Raw genomic sequence first — 19963 nt, forward strand, 5'->3', positions numbered from 1 at the left:
GACGGCCGCGTACCGCGGATACGGATTCGACCGGTGCACGGGATGAAAAGCGTCGAAGACAACCTCTGGCGCAGTGGACACGTCCACGCCCCTCTCTCGGCACGGATGCCTTAGGGTAATTCCGTCAGAATGCCGCCGATGGCCGCCGTTCGGTCCGCCGGGCGGTCGGCGAGAAAAGGGGACGGCCGTGCCGGTCATCGACGCGTGGCTGCAGCACCCGACGCTGCGCCACGCCAACCATGAGATGTTCGAGCCCCTGCGCAGGTGGACCGGGCGCGAGGCGCCGATCGAGGCGCCGCCGGTCGAGGCGACGCTCGCCGAGCTGCGGGCGGCCGACGTGGAGATCGGGCTCACGACCGCCTGGTACGGGCCGCAGGGACCGCTGATCAGCAACGACGAGGTGGCCGGGTTCGTCGCCCAGTCCGGCGGACGCCTGCGCGGGGTGGCCGGCGTCGACCTCACCCGGCCGGTCGAGGCGGTGCGGGAGCTGCGCCGCGCCGTGCGGGAGCTCGGCTTCGTGGCGCTGCGGGTCCTGCCCTGGCTGTGGCAGCTCCCGCCGACCGACCGGCTCTACTACCCGCTGTACGCGGCCTGCGTCGACCTCGGCGTTCCCTTCTGCACCCAGGTCGGCCACACCGGCCCGCTGCGCCCGTCCGAGACCGGGCGGCCCATCCCGTACATCGACCAGGTCGCGCTCGACTTCCCCGAGCTGACCATCGTCTGCGGGCACATCGGCTACCCGTGGACCACCGAGATGATCGCCGTCGCCGACAAGCACGCCGGGGTCTACATCGACACCAGCGCCTACACCACCCGCCGCTACCCGGCGGAGCTGGTGGACTACCTGCGCGGTCGGGGGCGCCACAAGGTCCTCTTCGGCTCGAACTATCCGATGATCACGCCCGCCCGGGCGCTGGAGCACCTGGCGGATCTGGGGCTCGACGAGCAGGCCCGCGAGCTGTTCCTGGCCGGCAACGCCCGCCGCGTCTTCTCGCTGTGAGCACCCCGGTCCGGCGGGCGGCGCCCGTCCAGCGTGGGCGCTCCCGGACGATGGTTCCCGGCCGGACGGCGTTGACCGGCGCCTAGTACGGGAATTACCCGCGGATATTGTCCGCCGTTCACCTGGGAGATGGTTGCGGGTCAGGTCGCGCCGTTCTACCCCCATCGATTGGCGATGGATCCATCGATAGGCGCCGCCGCGGCTGGACGGCCACTATCCGGCGGCCATGATGAAGGGATGTCGGCGACGGCGTCCGAGATTCAGAGCCCGAGCACCGCGCCCGCGCATATCCAGCTGCCCGGGCGGGCGTTCTTACCCGTCGTGCTGGCCGGCACCGGAATGGTCGTGCTCGACATCTTCATCGTCAACGCGGCGATTCCCGCGATCGAGCGCGATTTCCACGCGGGGCCGAACAGCCTCGAGTGGCTGGTCACCGCGTACAACCTCGCGTTCGCGGCGGCGATGATCCTGGGAGGACGCCTCGGCGACTGCTTCGGGCGCCGCCGGGTGTTCGCCGCCGGGCTCGCGCTGTTCACCGGGATGTCGGTGCTGTGCGGCGTCGCCGACGGCACGGCGGCCCTGATCGCGGCCAGGGCCGGGCAGGGGCTGGCGGCGGCGGCGCTCGTGCCGCAGGTCTCGGCGATCCTCAACCTGGCCTATGACGGGCCCGCGCGGGCGCGCGCCTACACCTGCTACGCGCTGACCCTCGGCGGCGCGGCGGTCGCCGGCCAGATCGTCGGGGGTGGCCTGATCGCCGCGGACGTGGCCGGTCTCGGGTGGCGGGCCTGCTTCCTGGTGAACGTGCCGATCGGCGTCGCCGCGCTCGCCCTCACCCGCCGTCACGTGCCGGCCGGCCGGCCGACGGGCGTTCGGCCGCGGCTGGACCTGGTCGGGGCCGCGCTGGTGACCGCCGCGCTCGTCGCCGTCGTGCTGCCACTCGTCGAGGGGCCGGGCGCCGGCTGGCCCTGGTGGTCGTGGGGCTGCCTGGTCGTGGCGGCGGTGCTGTTCGCGGTCCTGGTCGCGGCGCAGCGGCGGATCGCGGCGCGCGGCGGCAGCCCGATCCTGCCGCCGGCCCTGTTCACCGGGCGGACCTTCGTCGTCGGCCTGGTCAACGTCGTCGTGTTCAACGCGTCCGTGGCCTCCTGGTTCTTCGTCCTGGCGCTGTACCTGCAGGACGGGCGGCACCTGAGCCCACTGCGCGCCGGGCTGGTGTTCAGCGCTCTCGGCGGTGGGTTCCTGGTGACGTCGCTGGCTGGCGGCCGGGTGGTCGCCCGGCTCGGGCGCCAGGGGCTCGCGCTCGGCTCCGGGCTGCGCGTCCTGGGCCTGCTGGCGCTGTGGGGGGTCGTCCGCGCGCACGGGACGGGCGGCGGCCTTCTCTGGGTCACGCTGCCCCTGGCGGTCGAGGGCGCGGGGCAGGGCCTCGTGACCGGCCCGCTGATCTCCCGGGTGCTGCTCGGCGTGCGGCCGGCGGTCGCCGGCGCCGGATCCGGCGTGTTGGCCTCCGCGCAGCAGGTGGGGAACTCGATCGGCGTCGCGGTGATCGGCGCGGTGTTCTTCGCGGCCCGGCACGCGGGCGGGTCGATCGCGGACGCGTTCGGCGCCGGTCTGCTCCTGCTCGCGGCGCTGAGCCTGGTCGTCGCGGCGCTGGTCCAACTGCTCCCGAATACACCGGCGCGGGGAGGATGACGCGGCTGGTCGTGAGACGAATACCACTGCGCGGGCAAGGCCGTCGCGTCAGGAAGCCAGCTTCTCTCCATGTCCGCTTCATCTGCGGTTGCACCGGCCTGCCTACAGTCGGGGCGGGAGGTGTGATGGAGACCAAGCTGGAACTCAGACACCTGGTGTATTTCCTGGCGGTCGCGGACGAGCGGCATTTCGGGCGGGCCGCCGCCAAGCTGTTCATCGGCCAACCCACGCTGAGTCAGCAGCTGCAGCGTCTCGAACGCCAGCTCGGCGTGGAACTGTTCGCCCGGACCTCGCACGACGTGCGGCTGACCCCGGCGGGGCACGCCTTTCGCGCCGAGGCCGAGCAGGTACTCGAACACGCGCGCCGCGCCGTGGAGACGGCTCGCGAGGCCGCCTCCGGCCGGGTCGGAAAGATCACGATTGGTTTCAACTTCGCCGCCGGCCAGCAGGTTCTGCGCCCGACCTTACGGCGCCTGTCCAGGGATTACCCGGGACTGTCGACCACTCTCTGGGAAGGCCTCAGCGGCCCCCAGCTCTCGGCCGTGTCCGAGGGCAGGATCGACGTGGCGCTCGTCTATTCCAGTCTCCCGCCCAAGCCCCTGCTGACCCGTCGGGTGTCGACCGCCTCGCTGTCCGCGATGGTGACCCGCCACCATCCCTGGGCCGGCCGGGAGGAGGTCGCCTTCCGCGAGCTCGCCGACCAGCCGATCGTGCTGCCCCGCCGGGAACGCAGCCCCGCCATGTACGACGCGGTGTTCGCCGCCGCGGAGCGGTGCGGGATCCCGCTGACGGTCGCGGCCGAGGTGGAGGACGCCGGGTCGACGGCGGTCATGGTGGAGGCGCTGCAGGCGGTCGCCTTCATCTCGGACGCGCGGCCGCGCCGGCCGACCGAGGACCTGGTCGCCATCAGAATCGTCAACCCGGTCCCGCGGGTCGGCGTCCGCGCGGTCTGGCGCCCGGACTCGCAGCCGGCCGTCGGCGCGTTCCTCACCAGCCTGGAGGCGGCGGCCCCGTTCCCGTCGCAGCTCGGGGAACGGACGGTCCGCGTCCCGGCCCAGGGCGGCGAGGTCGAGCGGGGCGCCGCCGGGCCTGGGGACGAGGACCGGGACGCGTAACGCCCGCGTATACCACCGGCGGGGCAGCGCCGCCCGACGCCGGTGTGACGCGCCGACGGACGAAAGGTAAACAAACCGAATTCGGATGTGCGATCGTCCCATCATGAAATCGCGATTGTAGACACGTACCCGCGCTGGGAGCATTTCCCCGGAGTCGACAGGCCAAGGTCGGCTGGCACCGGATCTAGAGAAATGTGAACAGTATGCGGTTAACCGTTTTGGGTTGTCGTCAGGGAATGCCCGCGGACGGCCAGGCCAGCTCTAGCTACATGGTCTCGACGGGGTCGGCCCGAGTTCTGCTCGACTGTGGTCCGGGGGCGGCCACGGCACTCAGCTCCATCGCGCACCCGAGTGATCTCGACGCCATAATAATCAGTCACCTGCACGCGGACCACTGCTATGACCTGCTGACCCTCGGCAAGACACTGCTGTCCGGCCGGCTCCGTGACCCGGAGCGTTTCCCGACCCTGCGGGACGCGGCACGGATGGAGTGGCCTCCGGTTCCTCTGTACGTCCCGAAGGGGGGCCGCGCGAGACTTGAAATCCTCGCCTCGGCCTTTCCTGTTCCGTCGTTCCCGATGTTGGATCGTTCGTTCGACGTCGCGTTCGAGCTTCATGAGTACGAGCCTGCGGACGTTTTCACCGTCGGTGACTGCAAGATGACCATGCACCAGACGAAGCACTCGCTGCCGAACTGCGGGACGCGTATCGAGAGCCCCGAAGGGTCGTTTGCCTTCACAGGGGACACGACGTACACCCCCGACCTCGTTCCGCTCGCCCAGGACGTCGACCTGTTCCTCACCGAGGCGACCCTCGAGGAGCCCGACACGACCTCGCACGGCCACCTCTGCGCGGCCGAGGCGGGCGAGGTCGCCGCCGCGGCCGACGTGGCGCAGCTCGTCCTGACCCATTTCATCACCGCCGACGAGACCTGGCTGAAGGCGCGCAAGGCCGACGCCGAGCGCTCCTACGGGGGCCCGGTGCACCTCGCCGCCCCCGGCCGATCCTTCGACATACGTCCCGCGGGAGGGACCCGTTGATGCACCGAGAGCGTCTGACTCGCCGTTTCGGGCGGGCACGGACCGCCACCGTCGCCCTGGTGGCCGCGTCCTCGCTGGCCGCCCTGGCCGCCTGTGGCGGCTCGACCACCGGCTCGACGACCGCGTCGTCCTCGACCGGCGCGGCGGCGACGAGCACGGCCGACCCGAAGGTCACGATCAGCTTCCTGTCCTACAACTACGGGACGCCGGACATCGGCGGCCAGGGCACCCAGGCCCTGATCGACGCGTTCGAGAAGGCGCACCCGAACATCACCATCAAGCCGCAGGGCGTCGCGGTCGCCGACGTGCTGACCCACCTGCAGACCGACACCGCGGCCGGCACGCCGCCGGACGTGGCCCAGATCGGCTGGAGCAAGATGGCGGCCGCCTACCAGCTGCTGCCGATCGTGCCGGTCCAGGACATCCCGACCAAGGCCGACTGGGACACCACGATGGCCGGGTTCTCGAAGAACCTGCTGTCCGCGGTGGCGGTGAACGGCAAGGTGAAGGCCGTCCCGTACACGATCTCGATCCCGGTCATCTTCTACAACGCTGACCTGTTCAAGAAGGCCGGTCTCGACCCCGAGAAGCCGCCGACGACGATCGACGAGCTCAAGACCGACGCGCTCGCCATCAAGAGCAAGGCGGGTGCCGAGGGCGCGTACTTCGCCGTCGTCGACTCGGGCAAGTCCGACTACCTGACCCAGTCCGTGATCGCCAGCAACGGCGGCCGGGAGATCGGCTCCGACGGCATGCCGGCCTTCGACTCGCCCGCCGCGGTGAGCGCCCTGGGCGCCATGCAGGACCTGACCACCTCCGGTGCGCAGCCGGCGATCACGGCCACCAGCGCCGTCGCCGCCTTCTCCGCCGGCAAGCTCGGCATGCTCGTCGGCAGCACCGCCGTCTCGGCCAGCCTGCTGAAGGCGTCGACCGGCAAGTTCGAGCTGCGCACGACCGGCTTCCCGAGCTTCGGGAGCAAGCCGGCGGCGCCGACCTACTCGGGCGCCGGCCTCGCCGTCCTGGCGAAGGACAAGACCCACCAGCAGGCCGCGTGGACGTTCATCAAGTTCCTGACCTCCGCCGAGGGTTTCACGATCATCACCTCGAAGATCGGCTACCTGCCGCTGCGGCCGGAGCTCGCGACCGACCCCAAGTACCTCCAGTCGTTCTTCGCCTCCAACAAGCTGCTGTCCCCGGCCCTGAAGCAGCTCGACAACGTCAGCCCCTACCAGTCGTTCGCCGGCAAGAACGCCAGCCAGGCCGTCGTCGCCCTGCAGGACGACGCGGTCGAGCCGATCGTGCTGCGCGGCGCCAACCCGGCGTCGACGCTGTCGTCGGTGGCCACCCAGGTGCGTGGCGTCCTGGGCCAGAAGTGACTGGGTCGGCAGTGACTCGGCGACTCGGCCAGAAGTGATCGGATGAGTTCTCCGTCTCTGACGGCGGCGGGGGAGCGTGGCGCGGGCCACGCTCCCCCGTTCGTCCGGCCGCGCGACCGCGCCCGCCCGTGGCTGTACCTGGCCCCGCTGATCGTCACGCTGCTCGTCTGGGTGTACGGGCCGCTGGTGTTCACCGGGGTCCTGAGCTTCATGAGCTGGAACCTGACCGCGCCCCATCCCTCCTGGCTGGGCACGGCGAACTACTCACGCCTGGCGCACGAGGCGAAGTTCCACCAGGCCGGCTGGAACACGCTGACCTACGCGCTGGAGATGCTGCCGTTCGCGACCGTCGTGCCGATGGCGCTGGCGATCGCCCTGTGGAAGCGGCCCGGCCGGGTCAGCAAGATCTACCGGACGCTGCTGTTCCTGCCGGTCGTGGTGGCGCCGGTGGCCACGGCCATCACCTGGCAGTTCCTGCTCGACCCGCTGTCCGGGCTGGTCAACGTCGTCGGCGGCTGGTTCGGGTTCGGCCCGCGCAACTGGCTCGGTGACCCGTCCAGCGCGCTCTACGTCATCGTGCTGATCACCGCCATGAAGGTCGTCGCGCTCAACGTGCTCCTGTTCGGCGCGGCGCTGGCGAACCTGGACCGCTCGGTGGTCGAGGCGGCGCGGCTCGACGGCGCGACCGAGTGGGAGATCACCCGGCACCTCGTGCTGCCGCACCTGCGGCGCACGGTCGTGCTGCTGGCGATGCTGTCGTTCGTCGTCGTCTGGCCGTGGATCTTCGCGAACGTCGCCGTGCTGACCCAGGGCGGCCCGGACGGCGCGACGGACAACCTCTACTACCGGCTGTTCACGTACGCCTTCACCTTCTTCGACGCGGGCACGGCCTCGGCCGCCGCCGTCGTCATCACCGGCGGGCTCGCCGTGGTGCTCGGGCTCGGGGCACTGGTCACCAGGCGGAGGCAGCATGCCATCGGTTAGTGCTGTGACTGTCACCCGGGACACGAAGCCGGCGCTGGCGCCTGCCTCGCTACGCTCGTCGGCCGCCCTGCGGGCCCGGCCGGTCGTCCGGGCCGTCGTTCATCACGGGTTCCTGCTGGTCGCGGTGGCCATCATGGTGCTGCCGGTGCTCTGGGCGCTGCTGGCGTCGTTCAAGACGCCGGGCGGGATCTTCGACCAGAACCCGCTGCCGCTGCCCCCGACCGTCGACAACTACCGGGTGGCGACCCAGGCCTTCCCGGTCTGGCGCCTGCTGCTCAACACCACGGTGATGGCGGCCGGGGTCACGCTGCTGCAGCTGCTGGTCGCCGTGCCCGCCGGGTACGCGCTGGTCCGGTTCCCGCCGCGGGCCCACCGGGTGCTGACCGCGCTCACCGCGGTGACGCTGCTGGTGCCGACCCAGTCGCTGGTCATCCCGCTGTTCCTGATGGTCTCGCACCTGGGCTGGCGCAACACCTTCCCGGGACTGATCCTCCCGCAGCTGTGCGGCACAGGCCTCGCGGTGATCCTGCTGCGCGACCACATCCGGGCGATCTCGCCGATGGTGCTGGGCGCGGCCGTCCTCGACGGCGCCCGGCCGGGGGAGGTGCTGCGGCTGGTGGCGCTGCCGATGCTGCGCCCGGCCCTGGGCGCGGTCTCGATCCTGCTGTTCATCAGCGCCTGGAACGAGTACCTGTGGCCGAGCCTGGCAGCCCCCGACGTCGACCACGCCACGATCCAGCCCGGCCTGGCGATCTTCCTGACCCAGGAGGGCCCGGAGTACGGGCCGCTGCTGGCCGGCTCGATGCTGGCGACGCTGCCGATCGTCGCCGTCTACTTCCTCGCCTCCCGCCGCGTCACCGACGCCTTCATGCATAGCGGACTGAGATGACGTACACAGCGACCACCAACCCGACTGGCAGCGCGGCTGAAAGCGTGCCTGACAGCCCGGATACGACCCAGGCTGACAGCGCGAGCGCCAGTCCGGCGCTGGCCCCCGTGCCCGACGGGATCACGCTGGCCGGGGTGGTGAAGCGCTACGGCGGCAGCCGGGCCGCGCTCGACGTGCCGCACCTCGGTATCCCGGCCGGCTCGTTCACGGTCGTGGTCGGGCCGTCCGGGTGCGGGAAGTCCACCGGGCTGCGGGTCATCGCCGGCCTGGAGACGGCCGACGCCGGTCGGGTGGTCATCGACGGCGCCGACGTCACGGGGCTGCCGGCCGGCGAGCGCGGCGTCGCGATGGTCTTCCAGGACTTCGCGCTGTACCCGCAGATGACCGTGGAGCGCAACATCTCGTTCGGCCTGCGGCTCGCCGCCCGGCACGACCGGCGCCACGGCCCGAGCCGCGACGAGATCGAGAGCCGGGTCGCCGAGGTCTGCGCCCGGCTCGGCCTGAGCGACCTGCGCCGCCGGCTGCCCCGGCAGCTGTCCGGCGGCGAGCGCCAGCGGGTCGGGCTGGCCCGGGCCATCGTGCGCCGCCCGGCCGTCCTGCTCCTGGACGAGCCGCTGTCCAGCCTCGACGCGCAGCTGCGCCAGCGGGCCCGCGCCGAGCTGGTCCGGCTGCACCGGGAGCTCGGCAACACGGTCGTGCTGGTCACCCACGACCAGCTCGAGGCGCTGTCGATGGGCACCAACCTCGTCGTCATGAACCGCGGCCGGGTGGTGCAGACGGGGCCGCCCGAGCAGGTCTACCGATATCCGGCGGACACCTTCGTCGCGACGTTCCTGGGCAGCCCCCCGATGAACCTGCACGCCGTGACTCCGAGTGACCCCGGGCCGGTACTGACCGGACCGGGGTTGGCCGCGAGGCTGCCTGAGGGGCCTCGGCCCGGGCCGGTGCTGCTGGGGTGGCGGCCGGCCGACGGGCTGGTCGAGCCGGCGGACGGGCTGACCGAGCCGGCGGACGGGCCGGCTGCCCCGGCTGATCATGGGGTCGTGCTGCGTGGTGTGGCGGACGTCGTCGAGTTCACCGGGGACGGCACCGTGGTGACCTGCGTGAGCCCTGGCGAGGACACCCCGTGGGCCGTGAGCCTCCCCGGCCGTGACCGGGTGCCCGCGGTCGGGGACCCGGTGCGGGTCCGCGTCCCGGCCGAGCGGGTGCACCTGTTCGACCCGGACAGCGGGCGGCGGCTGGACGAGCGGACCGCCGGGGCCGTCGAGCACTGAACCGCGGCCCGGGCGCCCCACCGGGGTGCCCGGGCCGCGAACATTCGCGCGCCAGAATTCGACCGGCTGGTTGCGTGATAGAAAACATTTGGTTGCCCCGCGGTGCCCGCCATCGACCGTCCGTATGCGCTGGAGCCCGCCGGTCTTCTTTTACCTCATCGTTACTTTTACCCGGCGGCGGCCGGGTGGCGTTGGTATGGCGATAGATCGATTGTATCGATCCGGCCGGCCTTGACTGCGCACCGGGCCGCGACAGAAACTCGACACAGGCCAGCGGATATCGGCCAGCACACGGATATCAACCAGCACCGGACAGCACTCCGTCACCCGGACAGCGTCACGCCACGCGTAAACCACGCCGTGACCAGTCGATCTCCGGCGGAATTTCGCCGACGCCGACCCCCATTTTCTGTCCGCCGCCCAGAGTCAGCCGGTCCGTTGTCAAAGCGACCGGAATCGGGCCCGCGTCAACGGTGTGAACCGTCCCCGAACAATGCGCTCGCGAAATGGATGACGAGCGGCCCGCGCATGAACGCCTGGCCTCAGCCGAACCCGCGCCACCGGCTGATCCGCACGAGAGGAAGCGCACGTGGAGCCCACCACAACGCAGACGATCGCGACGCCGACCGAGACCCCCGCCGCGACCGGCTCGCTCTCCGTCGAGGAGGCGATCCTGGCCTCGTTCGTCCCCGAGTCCCGGCACAACCCGTACCCCGCCTACGACGTGCTCCGGGAGACCGGCCCGTTCGTTCCCGGCCCGTTCAACCTGCAGATCGTCACGCGGTACGCCGAGGCCGACGCCGTCCTGCAGGACCACGCGTGGAGCCACGCCGCGGAGCCCGAGTTCCTGCACCCGGACAGCGACGGCTCGGACCTGCCCGCGTCCTTCCTCTGGATGGAGCCGCCGGACCACACCCGGCTGCGTCGCCTGGTGAGCAAGGCCTTCACGGCCCGCGGCCTGGAGAACATGCGCGGCCAGGTCGAGAAGGTCGCCGCCGAGGTCGTCGGCAACGCGATCGAGAAGGGCGAGATCGACGTCGTCGAGGACCTCGCCTACCCGCTGCCGCTCGCGATGATCGCCGAGCTGATCGGCGTGCCCCCGGAGGACCTGCCGTTCGTGCGGGCCAACTCCGCCGGCGTCGCCCGCGGCCTGGACCCCGACACCCTGCTGACCGCCGAGGAGCTGAAGGCCCGGGCCGACGGCGCGCAGAACTTCCGCGACTACTTCGAGAAGATGGTCGCCGAGCGGCGCGCCCGGCCGAAGGACGACCTCATCACCGCCCTGGCCCAGGTCGAGGCCGGCGGCGACCGGCTGACCACCGGCGAGATGATCGCCACGCTCACCGTGCTGCTGATCGCCGGCCACGAGACCACCGTGAACCTGCTGGCCAACGGCGTGCTGTCGCTGACGCGTAACCCCGACCAGTTCGAGGTGCTGCGCGACAATCCCGACCTCGCGCTGCCCGCCGTCGACGAGCTGATGCGTTATGACGGCCCGTCGCACGCGACCACCCGCAAGGCCGTCCAGGACATCGAGATCTCCGGCCACAGCTTCAAGGAAGGCACCGGCGTTCTCATCCTGCTCGCCGCCGCCAACCGCGACCCGCGCGCGTTCCCGAACCCGAACAAGCTCGACCTCACCCGTTACGCCCAGTCGACGGCCGTGCCTCGGCATCTCGGTTTTGGTGTCGGACATCACTACTGCATCGGCGCGCCGCTGGTTCGGCTGGAAATGGAATGCATGTTGCGGGAGCTGGCTCGCCGCGCCCCGGTCATGACGCTGCTGGCCGACCCGCCGCCCTATCGGCCGAACATCGTCGTGCGCGGCATCGCGGAACTGCCCGTGCGATTCGAGATCTAGGCACCTCAGGATCTGAGCACCGACCCGACAACGAGATCGGAGCGAAGGCTCGATGGTGAACGATGCCGTGGTCGAGAATGTCGTCGAGTTCGACGCCTTCGACCTCGAACACCGGGCCAACCCGTATCCCCGGTACCGGGTGCTGCGGGAGACGGCGCCGTTCTGCCCGGTCCGCCTCGGCGCGGCCCGGGTGACGGTGGCGACCACCTACGCGGGCTGCGCCGCGGTGCTGCAGGGCTCCGAGTGGGGCCGGGGCTACGCCGACGGGCTGAACCCGTTCCGGCCCGGCGTCGCCCCCGGCGAGGTTCCCGGCGGCTCGTTCCTCGGGATGGACCCGCCCGACCACACCCGGCTGCGGGCGCTGGTCAGCCGGGCCTTCACCCCACGGGCGAGCCTCGCCGAGACCCCGTTCGTCCGCCTGGTCGTCGACCGCCTCGTCGCGGCGGCGGTCGACGACGGCGGCCTGGACGTCGTCGCGGGCCTGGCCAGGCCGCTGTCGGTCGCCGTCATGTGCCGGCTGCTCGGCGTCCCGGTCGCCGACGCGCCGTCCTTCCTGGGCTGGATTCAGGGGATCGCCCGCGGCACCGACCCCGACTACCTGCTCTCCCCGGCGGACATCGTGGTCCGCACGGCCTGCGCCAGGGACCTCGGCCGGTACCTGTTCGAGCTGGTCACCGTCCGGCGCGTCGCCCCGCGAGACGACCTGGTCAGCCGGCTGGTCGCGATCCAGCGGGACCAGGACGTGCTGACCGAGGTGGAGATCGTCGAGCTCTGCGCGCTGCTGCTGGCGGCGGGGCTCGACACGACGGCGAACCTGGTCACGAACGGGGTGCTGGCGCTGCTGCGCCACCCCGACCAGCTGGAGCTGCTGCGCGAGCGGCCCGAGCTGATGCCCGCCGCCGTCGACGAGATGCTCCGCTACGACCCGCCGTCCCAGTTCGTCACCCGGGTGGCGCTGGCCGACACGACCGTCGGCGGGCAGAGCTTCCGCCGCGGCGACGGTGTGGTCGTGCTGAGCGCCGCCGGGCACCGCGACCCGGCCGCGTTCCCGGACCCGGACCGGTTCGACGTCACCCGGTACGCGGCGTCCCCGCCCGCGCGCCGCCACCTCGGCTTCGCGCTCGGGCTGCACTACTGCCTCGGTGCGCCGCTCGCCCGGATCCAGGCCGAGGCCGCGATCGGGACGCTGCTGAGCCGCGCTGGCGAGCTGCGGCTCGCGACCGAGGACGTCGAGTACCGGCCGAACGCGGCCCTGCGCGGGCCGGCGTCCCTGTTGGTGAACATCAAGGGAGACAGCGATGCTCACCGGTAGCGCCGGCAACCTCACCGACGCCCTGGCGGCGGTCGTCGCCGCCGATCCCACCTGCCCGGTGTCCTTTCCCTCCACCGGCCGGGACCTCACCGTCCGCGAGCTCGCCACGCTCTCCCAGGCCGTGGCCGGCGCGCTGGCCGGGCGCGGGGTCGAGGGCGGTGAGCGGCTCGGGGTGCTCAGCCGCAACAGCCCGGACTTCCTCGTCGCGCTGTTCGCCGCCGTGCGGGTGGGCGCCGCCGCCTGCCCGCTGCCGCTGCCGACCTCGGCCCGCGACCTGTCCGGCTACGCCAGCCGGCTGTCCGGGATCGTCGCGGCCGCCGGCATCCGGCGCATCCTCGTCGACGACAAGCTCGGCGGGGTCGCCAGTCGGCTCGCGGGGGTGCTCGCCGGGGTGGAGCTGATCCCGCTGGGCAGTCTCACCGCCGAGGGCAGCGGCGCCGCCGGCGCGCCGCGGCTGCCCGACGTCGAACCGGACGAGCTCGCGGTCGTCCAGTTCACCTCGGGCAGCACGGCGGCGCCGAAGGGGGTGCGGCTGACCCACCGCAACGTCCTCGCCGGGCTCGCCGCGATCGCCGAGGGCATCGACATCCGCCCGGGCGAGGACCACGGCGCCCTGTGGCTGCCGATGTTCCACGACATGGGCCTGTTCGGGACCCTGGCCGGCATGTTCGCCGGGATCCCGATGACGGTCTGGAACCCCGGCGCGTTCGTGAAGGACCCGGCCCGCTGGCTGCGCGAGTTCGCCGCCCGCGGCGGGACGATCTCGCCGGCCCCGAGCTTCGGGTACGAGACGCTGGTCGAGGCCGTGCCGCGCGACGAGGTCCCCAAGCTCGACCTCAGCCGCTGGCGGGTCGCGCTGAACGGGGCCGAGCCGATCCCGATGGCCGGCATCGAGAGCTTCCTGGAGCACTTCGCGCCGGCCGGCCTCGCGCCGACGGTGATGCTGCCGGTCTACGGGATGGCCGAGGCGACGCTCGCGGTCACCTTCCCGCCGCTGGGCCGGGTCCCGACCGCGCTGTGGGTGGACCGGGACCGGCTGGCCTCGGACGGCCGGGCGGTCTTTGTCGCGGCGGACGACCAGCGGGCTCGGGGGCTGCCCGCGCTCGGTGGTCCGGTCCGCGGGGTCCGGGTCCGGGTGGTCGGCGCGGATGGGCGGCCGGTCGCGGACCGCGAGATCGGCGAGGTCGAGATCGCCGGCGAGCCGGTCACCGCCGGCTACCTCACCGCGCCGGGTGCGCCCCCCGCGCCCGTGCCCGACGCCGACGGCTGGCTCGGCACCGGCGACCTCGGGTTCCAGCACGAGGGGGAGCTGTACGTGACCGGCCGGCGCAAGGAAATGATCATCGTGCGCGGCGTGAACTTCTACCCGGAGGACGCCGAGAGCGTGATCCGGGACGCGCCCGGCCTGCACCGGCGGCGCTGCGTCGCGTTCGCCGACACCGGCGACGGCGGCGGCGAGCTGATCACCATCGTCGGCGAGAGCGCGCTGGAGGACCCGGCCGACCGGGCCCGGCTCGCCGCCGACCTGCGGGCCGCCGTGTCGGGCGCGCTCGGCCTGCCGGACGTGGCCGTGCACCTCGTCGGCCCCGACGACCTGCCCCGCACCTCCAGCGGGAAGTTCCAGCGGCTCGCCGCCCGGGAGCTGACCCGGGAGGCGGCCCGCCTGGACGCCTGAGCCCCACCCGAGTCCCAGCCCGAACGCTGAAGGAGACCCAGGATGCACAGCTTCGACGTCTTCCACCACTACGAACGCAAGCACTGGCGCCTGGCGGACGTCCCGTGGCACGAGGTGCGCAAGGACCTCGTCCGGCCCGAGTACGTCACGATGGCCAAGAGCGCCGTCATGGGCGAGGCGAACTCGATCGCCGCGCAGCACGGCTTCCTCAACGAGTTCGACGACTACGACTTCTCGGCGTTCGTGGCGATCTGGGGCTACGAGGAGCTCCAGCACCACTTCGCGTTCCGGACCTGGCTGAACGCGGTCGGCGCCGAGGTCAAGCCCGCGGCGGTCGAGGCGATGCGCGAGCCGTACGACCCCGGCAGCACCCCGTGCGCCACGCTGGCGACGAACATCATCTCCGAGCTGACCGTGAACCACATCTACCGCGCGGTCGCGGCCTGGGTCGAGGAGCCGGTGCTGCGCGGGATCATGAGCAGCGCCAGCATCGACGAGGCCGGGCACGCCAGGGAGTTCCTGCACTTCGCGCGCAAGCGGCTGGAGGCGCACCCGGAGGAGCTCCCGTCGGTGCTGGAGACGCTGCACGTCTACACCGGCGAGCAGCGGATCAAGCACCCGGTCGGGGTGTTCAAGAGCGAGCTGGTCGCCCTGAAGGACCACGAGACGATCGACACCGCGTTCGAGATGTTCCTGGAGCAGGTCGCCACCACCGGCGAGCTGGAGAAGCTCCAGGACAACATCCGCCGCGCGTTCGCCTCGCTGACCGGGATGGACGTCAGCTCCAACGCCCGGGTCCGCCGGCGGCTCGCGGAAGCCCTCGCCGCATGACGGTCGAGGACCAGGTCACCCACGAGCACAGCACCCACGAGCACCTGACCCACGAGCACGCCGGCCATGACCGCGCCGGCGCCGGTCACGCCTCGGCGGATCACATCGAGCTGCCCTGGTACGTCCTGCCGGACTACCGGTGCTTCGGCTGCTCGCCGCACAACCCGAGCGGGGTCCAGCTGCGGTTCACCCACCACGGCGACGGGCTGCGGACCGTCTTCCGGCTGGGGCGGGCGCACGAGTCCTACCCCGGCGTGGTCCACGGCGGGCTGCTCGGCGTGATCGCCGACGAGATCATGGGCAACCTGATCGTCCTGCGGACCGGCCAGATCCCGTTCACCACCGGCATGCGGGTGCGCTACGTCCTGCCGGTGATCGTCGGCGGCGGCTACGAGTGCGTCGCGACGGTCCGGGCCGGCAAGGGACCGCTGCTCCATACCGAGGCGGAGATCCGCGAGGAGGGTGGCGACCTGGTCGCCACGGCCACGGCCAGCTACCAGACCGTCTCGCTCGACGAGGCCCGCGGCCGCATCTCGCTGGACGCCCCGGAGGTCGAGCGCCTGCGCCAGGCGCTGTCGGCCGCCGTCGCGGCCGCCACCACCAGCCACCCAGCCAGCCCCCACCCAGCCAGCACCAGCGTTCTCGCGGAGGAATCCCATGTCAGTGTCGACTGACGAGCTCATCACCGAGATCACCGGCATCGTGGCCGAGGAGCTCGGCGTCTCCACCGAGGCCGTCTCGCCGGACGCCGACCTGCGCGCCGTCGAGGGCGCCGACTCGGTCAAGGTCCTGCGGGTCATCGCCCGCATCGAGCGCGCCCACGACGTCGAGCTCGAGGACGAGGAGGTCTTCGGCGCGTCGACGGTCCGCGAGGTCGCCGAGGTCCTGCAGCGCGCGCTCGCGGAGACGGCCGCCGTATGACCGCCGTGACGGACCTGACCACAGGCACAGCCGCTGCCGCCGAGACCGCGCAGACCAACCAGCACTATGACCTCGACCCGCGGATCTTCGGGCTGTTCCTCGACCCGATGCGCAAGTACTCCTCGGGCTACTACCGCAAGCCCGACCTGACGCTGGCCGAGTCCCAGGTCGAGAAGCTGCACTTCGTGGCCGACCGCCTCGGCCTGCGCCAGGGCGACCGGCTGCTCGACGTGGGCTGCGGCTGGGGCTCGCTGATCCTGTTCATGGCCGAGCACTACAAGGCGCGGGTCGTCGGGATCAGCCCGGCGGGCAACCAGCACGCCTATATCGCGGGGCGGGCGGCTGAGCTGGGTGTCGCGGACCGGGTCCAGACGGTCCAGGGCCATTTCGAGCAGGCCGACCTGCCCGACGGCCCGTTCGACGCGGTGACGATGCTCGGCTCGATCGTGCACATGCCCGACCTCGTGCACGTGATGCGCCGGGCCCGCTCGATGCTGCGCAGGGGCGGCCGCTACTACGTCTCGGAGAGCTGCTTCCGCAACGCGGCCACCCGCGAGACGTTCGACCGCACGGTCGGGCTCGAGTTCGTCCGCAACTCGATCTTCGGCTGGGGCGACATGCGCCCGCTCTCGGACCTGGTTCGCGCGGCCGAGGACGCCGGGTTCTCCATCGTCAGCGTCGACGATCTGACCGACGACTACCGCCTCACGATCGACGAGTGGATCCGCAACGTCGACGCCAACGCGGACGCCATCGAGGAGATCTCCCCGGGGATGTCGGCGACGCTGCGCCGTTACCTGGAGGTCGCCAACGCCGGCTGGGGCTACACGACCAAGCACTACGCGCTCGTCTGCCAGAAGTCCCGGTAGGCCCGGGCCGTTCACCGGGCCCGCGGCCGAGGCGTCACCGCACCCGCGGGTCGCCGACAGGCCAGGCCCACCGCCGCTCCGGGAGGACGGACATGAGTTTGGACAGCAACCGCAGGGCCGCGGCGGAGCCGGTGGGCCAGGCCGCCGGGCCGCTGCTGCCCCCCGCCGACGTCGCCGACGCCGTCGGCACCTTCATGCGCTCGTCGCCGATCGAGCGGCGCTGGGACGTCGAGTCGGCCTTCGCCTGGGAGCGGGCCGACGCCGGCAGGCTCACCGAGGGCCAGCGCTCGGCGGTCCAGTTCATCACCTACATCGAGGACCACCTGCCGGGTTACTTCGGCCTCTACGCCCGGCGGTTCCCGCTCGACGAGTCGGTCGACGTCGACACCTTCACGCACAACCGCGAGCTGTACCACTTCACGGTCCGCTGGGCCGAGGAGGAGGACGTGCACGCCCGGGCGCTGTTCGCCTACCAGGTGGCGTCCGGCCTGTCCGAGCCGGCGAAGCTGCGGGCCGAGCTCGCCGTCGAGGGGCGCAAGCCCTTCACCTCGCCGCTGGAGCACGGCGTGTCCCTGTTCGCCTACGCGCTCGTCCAGGAGAAGGCGACCCAGATCTACTACCAGCAGCTGCGCGCCGTCGTCGGCGACCCCGTGCTGGTGGAGGTGCTCAACCGCCTCAGCCGCGACGAGGCCCGCCACTTCACCTTCTTCGCGGACCTGGTGGAGCGCACGCTGCGCCGGTACGGCGACCAGGTGGTCGACCCGATCCGGGACGTGATCGCCGGCTTCCGGATGCCGCTGGCGGACACGCTGCGCGGCTACTGGAGGTGGGCGCTGAAGATCGCCGACGCGGCGCACTACGACCACACGGACGCCTACGAGCACCTCATCCGGGTGGTGAACCGCGCGGTCGACGCCCGCACCGACCGGGTCGACGAGCTGACCCGGTTCGTCGCGGCGTGCCGCACGCCCTTGGCGAGCCAGGCCTAGCCGGATGGGGGAGCAGATGCGTGCGCAGGCCGGTCAGCCGGGTGTGCTCAAGGGACAGCCGGGTGTGCTCAGGAACAAGGTCGCCGTGATCACCGGTGCCACCAGCGGCATCGGGGCCGCGACGGCGGCGGTGTTCCTCGCCGAGGGTGCCAGCGTCGTCATCGGGGGGCGGCGCAAGGATGTGGGCGAGGCGCTCGCCGCCGAGCTCGGGCCGCGGGCCCGGTTCACCGCGGCCGACGTCCGGGTCGAGGCCGACGTCGAGGCGCTGATGGCCACGGCGGTCGACGAGTTCGGCGGCCTGGACGTGCTGGTCAACAACGCCGGGGTCGGCGTGGCGAAGCCGCTGCCGCTCCCGGAGGCGGACTACGCGGCGTTCCTCGACACGCTGGCCGTCCACGCGGGCGGGATGTTCCTCGGCATCAAGCACGCGGCCCGGATCATGGTCCCGCGCGGGTCGGGCAGCATCATCAACATGTCCAGCATCGGCGGGCACCGCGCGGGCTGGTCGGACATCAGCTACTCGACGGCCAAGGCCGGGGTGCACCAGCTGACCCGCTCGGCCGCGGTCGAGCTGGGGCTGCGCGGGATCCGGGTGAACAGCATCTCGCCCGGCCCGATCCCGACCGGGATCTTCGCCAAGAACGCCGGCGTCGACGCCGACCGGGCCGACCGGACGGCCGCGGCGCTGGAGCCGCTGTTCGTCGAGGCGCTGGCCAGCCACCAGTCGCTGCGGCGGGCGGGCCGGGTCGAGGACGTGGCCGCGGCGGCGCTGTGGCTCGCGTCCGACGCCTCGTCGTTCGTCACCGGCCAGGACCTCGGCGTCGACGGCGGCATCGCGGCCGGCCGGCCGATCTCGGTCGCGGTGACCGAGCGCCGCCTGCTGGCCGAGGCCTTCTCGTCCCTGCCGGACTGAGCTCGCACCCGGACCGGGGCGGCCACGCCCCCGGCGGCCCCGGTCCGGGCACGAGCACCGGACCGCTGACGGACTCGAGGAGCGCATCCCGTGACCACGATCGGAACGGTCGAGGAACTCCACGCCACCGCCCGCGAAATCACCGGGCTGTCCGACTTCGGCCCTTCGGACTACCTGGAGGGACTCAAGGTCGTCCTCGCCGCCTACGAGCGGGAGGCCGGCCTGACGCCGGACGGCGCCCGCCTGATCCGGGACGAGCTGTGCGGGATCCTGGTCGCCCGCCTGTTCAGCGAGGCCGGCTGGCGCCAGTACCCGGACTACGCCCAGAACCCGGTCGAGCGCCCGGTCTTCATCATCGGCCTGCCGCGCACGGGCACGACCACGCTGCACCGGCTGCTGACCGCCGACCCGGCCAACCAGGGCCTCGAACTGTGGCTCACCTACGCTCCCCAGCCCCGGCCCCCGCGCTCGACCTGGCCCGACAACCCGGTCTTCCGGGCGGTCGAGCAGGGCGTCGACGGCTTCTTCGCGCGGCAGCCCGACTACCGGGGGATTCACGACCGCACGGCCGACGGGGTCGAGGAGTGCTGGCTGCTGACCCGCCAGTCGATGCTCTCGGCGTACTTCGAGTTCACCGGCTACGTCCCGAGCTACTCCGACTGGCTGGCCGGCCAGGACTGGACCGAGGCGTACCTGCGGCACCGGCGCAACCTCCAGCTGATCGGGCTGCGTGACCCCGGCCGTCGGTGGGTGCTCAAGTCCTCCAGCCACCTGCCCTGCCTGGACGCGCTGGTCGCGGCCTACCCCGATGCGATGATCATCCAGACCCATCGCCGGCCCGCCGGCGCGGTGCTCGGATCGGCGTGCAGCATGGCGAGCAGGCTCGCCGGCGGCACGTCGTCGACCTTCCAGGGCGCCGCGATCGGCCCCGTCCTGCTCGACCTCGCCGAGCGCACGCTCGCGCGGTTCGCCGCCGACCGGGCCAGGCACGACCCCGCCAGGTTCCACGACGTCGAGTTCGCGGAGTTCACGGCCGACCCGCTGGCGGTCGTCGCCGGCATCTACCGCCACCTCGGCTGGGAGCTTCCCGACGACGTCCGCCCCGCGATGGCCGCCGTCCTGGCCCAGGACGCCAGCCTGCGTTCGCACCGCTACGACCTCGCCGACTTCGGCGTCAGCGCCCAGGAGGCCGACGCCCGGCTCGGAGCCCTGCTCTGACCAGGCACGA

18 protein-coding genes are annotated in these 19963 nt (G+C 72.1%); all 18 read left to right on the forward strand.

Translation table 11 applies throughout. The annotated features are described in order from the left end of the window. Window positions 1-187: 187 nt before the first annotated feature. The 18 genes from FRAEUI1C_RS13040 to FRAEUI1C_RS13125 all read left to right on the forward strand — a co-directional run bounded on the left by FRAEUI1C_RS13040 (window position 188) and on the right by FRAEUI1C_RS13125 (window position 19953). On the forward strand, window positions 188-1000 hold the full coding sequence (locus FRAEUI1C_RS13040; protein ID WP_013423768.1) for an amidohydrolase family protein: 813 nt from the start codon (window positions 188-190) through the stop codon (window positions 998-1000). A gap of 237 nt (window positions 1001-1237) precedes the next feature. After that, the gene (locus FRAEUI1C_RS13045) at window positions 1238-2686 is read left to right on the forward strand and encodes an MFS transporter (protein WP_013423769.1); all 1449 of its coding nucleotides are present in this window, start codon (window positions 1238-1240) and stop codon (window positions 2684-2686) included. A gap of 125 nt (window positions 2687-2811) precedes the next feature. Then, window positions 2812-3801: a LysR family transcriptional regulator gene (locus FRAEUI1C_RS13050; protein WP_013423770.1), complete on the forward strand. Its 990-nt coding sequence runs from the start codon at window positions 2812-2814 to the stop codon at window positions 3799-3801. 203 nt (window positions 3802-4004) lie between these two features. Further along, the gene (locus tag FRAEUI1C_RS13055) at window positions 4005-4841 is read left to right on the forward strand and encodes an MBL fold metallo-hydrolase (RefSeq protein WP_013423771.1); all 837 of its coding nucleotides are present in this window, start codon (window positions 4005-4007) and stop codon (window positions 4839-4841) included. Then, window positions 4841-6217: an ABC transporter substrate-binding protein gene (locus FRAEUI1C_RS13060; RefSeq protein WP_013423772.1), complete on the forward strand. Its 1377-nt coding sequence runs from the start codon at window positions 4841-4843 to the stop codon at window positions 6215-6217. The genes FRAEUI1C_RS13055 and FRAEUI1C_RS13060 overlap by 1 nt, the downstream gene beginning before the upstream one ends. Before the next feature lie 42 nt (window positions 6218-6259). Continuing rightward, window positions 6260-7201 (forward strand): carbohydrate ABC transporter permease, encoded by a 942-nt coding sequence (locus FRAEUI1C_RS13065; RefSeq protein ID WP_013423773.1) that lies wholly within the window; start codon window positions 6260-6262, stop codon window positions 7199-7201. Between the two features lie 4 nt (window positions 7202-7205). After that, on the forward strand, window positions 7206-8090 hold the full coding sequence (locus FRAEUI1C_RS13070) for a carbohydrate ABC transporter permease (protein ID WP_232425410.1): 885 nt from the start codon (window positions 7206-7208) through the stop codon (window positions 8088-8090). Further along, window positions 8087-9364: an ABC transporter ATP-binding protein gene (locus tag FRAEUI1C_RS13075; RefSeq protein WP_013423775.1), complete on the forward strand. Its 1278-nt coding sequence runs from the start codon at window positions 8087-8089 to the stop codon at window positions 9362-9364. The genes FRAEUI1C_RS13070 and FRAEUI1C_RS13075 overlap by 4 nt, the downstream gene beginning before the upstream one ends. A gap of 589 nt (window positions 9365-9953) precedes the next feature. Further along, window positions 9954-11225 (forward strand): cytochrome P450, encoded by a 1272-nt coding sequence (locus FRAEUI1C_RS13080; protein WP_013423776.1) that lies wholly within the window; start codon window positions 9954-9956, stop codon window positions 11223-11225. 52 nt (window positions 11226-11277) lie between these two features. Continuing rightward, a complete protein-coding gene (locus tag FRAEUI1C_RS13085; RefSeq protein ID WP_013423777.1) occupies window positions 11278-12537 on the forward strand; it encodes a cytochrome P450 in 1260 nt (419 codons plus the stop codon). Beyond that, window positions 12524-14212 (forward strand): AMP-binding protein, encoded by a 1689-nt coding sequence (locus FRAEUI1C_RS13090; RefSeq protein ID WP_013423778.1) that lies wholly within the window; start codon window positions 12524-12526, stop codon window positions 14210-14212. The genes FRAEUI1C_RS13085 and FRAEUI1C_RS13090 overlap by 14 nt, the downstream gene beginning before the upstream one ends. A 42-nt stretch (window positions 14213-14254) precedes the next feature. Then, window positions 14255-15043 (forward strand): ferritin-like domain-containing protein, encoded by a 789-nt coding sequence (locus FRAEUI1C_RS13095; RefSeq protein ID WP_013423779.1) that lies wholly within the window; start codon window positions 14255-14257, stop codon window positions 15041-15043. Next, a complete protein-coding gene (locus tag FRAEUI1C_RS13100) occupies window positions 15040-15717 on the forward strand; it encodes a PaaI family thioesterase (protein ID WP_013423780.1) in 678 nt (225 codons plus the stop codon). The genes FRAEUI1C_RS13095 and FRAEUI1C_RS13100 overlap by 4 nt, the downstream gene beginning before the upstream one ends. Next, window positions 15701-15964: an acyl carrier protein gene (locus tag FRAEUI1C_RS13105; protein ID WP_013423781.1), complete on the forward strand. Its 264-nt coding sequence runs from the start codon at window positions 15701-15703 to the stop codon at window positions 15962-15964. Before FRAEUI1C_RS13100 ends, FRAEUI1C_RS13105 begins: the two co-directional genes overlap by 17 nt. Next, a complete protein-coding gene (locus FRAEUI1C_RS13110) occupies window positions 15961-16833 on the forward strand; it encodes an SAM-dependent methyltransferase (RefSeq protein WP_013423782.1) in 873 nt (290 codons plus the stop codon). Before FRAEUI1C_RS13105 ends, FRAEUI1C_RS13110 begins: the two co-directional genes overlap by 4 nt. A gap of 92 nt (window positions 16834-16925) precedes the next feature. Beyond that, window positions 16926-17822 (forward strand): acyl-ACP desaturase, encoded by an 897-nt coding sequence (locus FRAEUI1C_RS13115; protein WP_013423783.1) that lies wholly within the window; start codon window positions 16926-16928, stop codon window positions 17820-17822. A 4-nt stretch (window positions 17823-17826) separates the two neighbouring features. After that, window positions 17827-18735, forward strand: coding sequence for an SDR family NAD(P)-dependent oxidoreductase (locus FRAEUI1C_RS13120; RefSeq protein WP_013423784.1), 909 nt, complete (start codon window positions 17827-17829; stop codon window positions 18733-18735). A 90-nt stretch (window positions 18736-18825) separates the two neighbouring features. After that, window positions 18826-19953 (forward strand): sulfotransferase family protein, encoded by a 1128-nt coding sequence (locus tag FRAEUI1C_RS13125; protein ID WP_013423785.1) that lies wholly within the window; start codon window positions 18826-18828, stop codon window positions 19951-19953. Window positions 19954-19963 lie beyond the last annotated feature (10 nt).

Origin of the sequence: Pseudofrankia inefficax (assembly GCF_000166135.1) — a bacterium.
Taxonomy (GTDB): domain Bacteria; phylum Actinomycetota; class Actinomycetes; order Frankiales; family Frankiaceae; genus Pseudofrankia; species Pseudofrankia inefficax.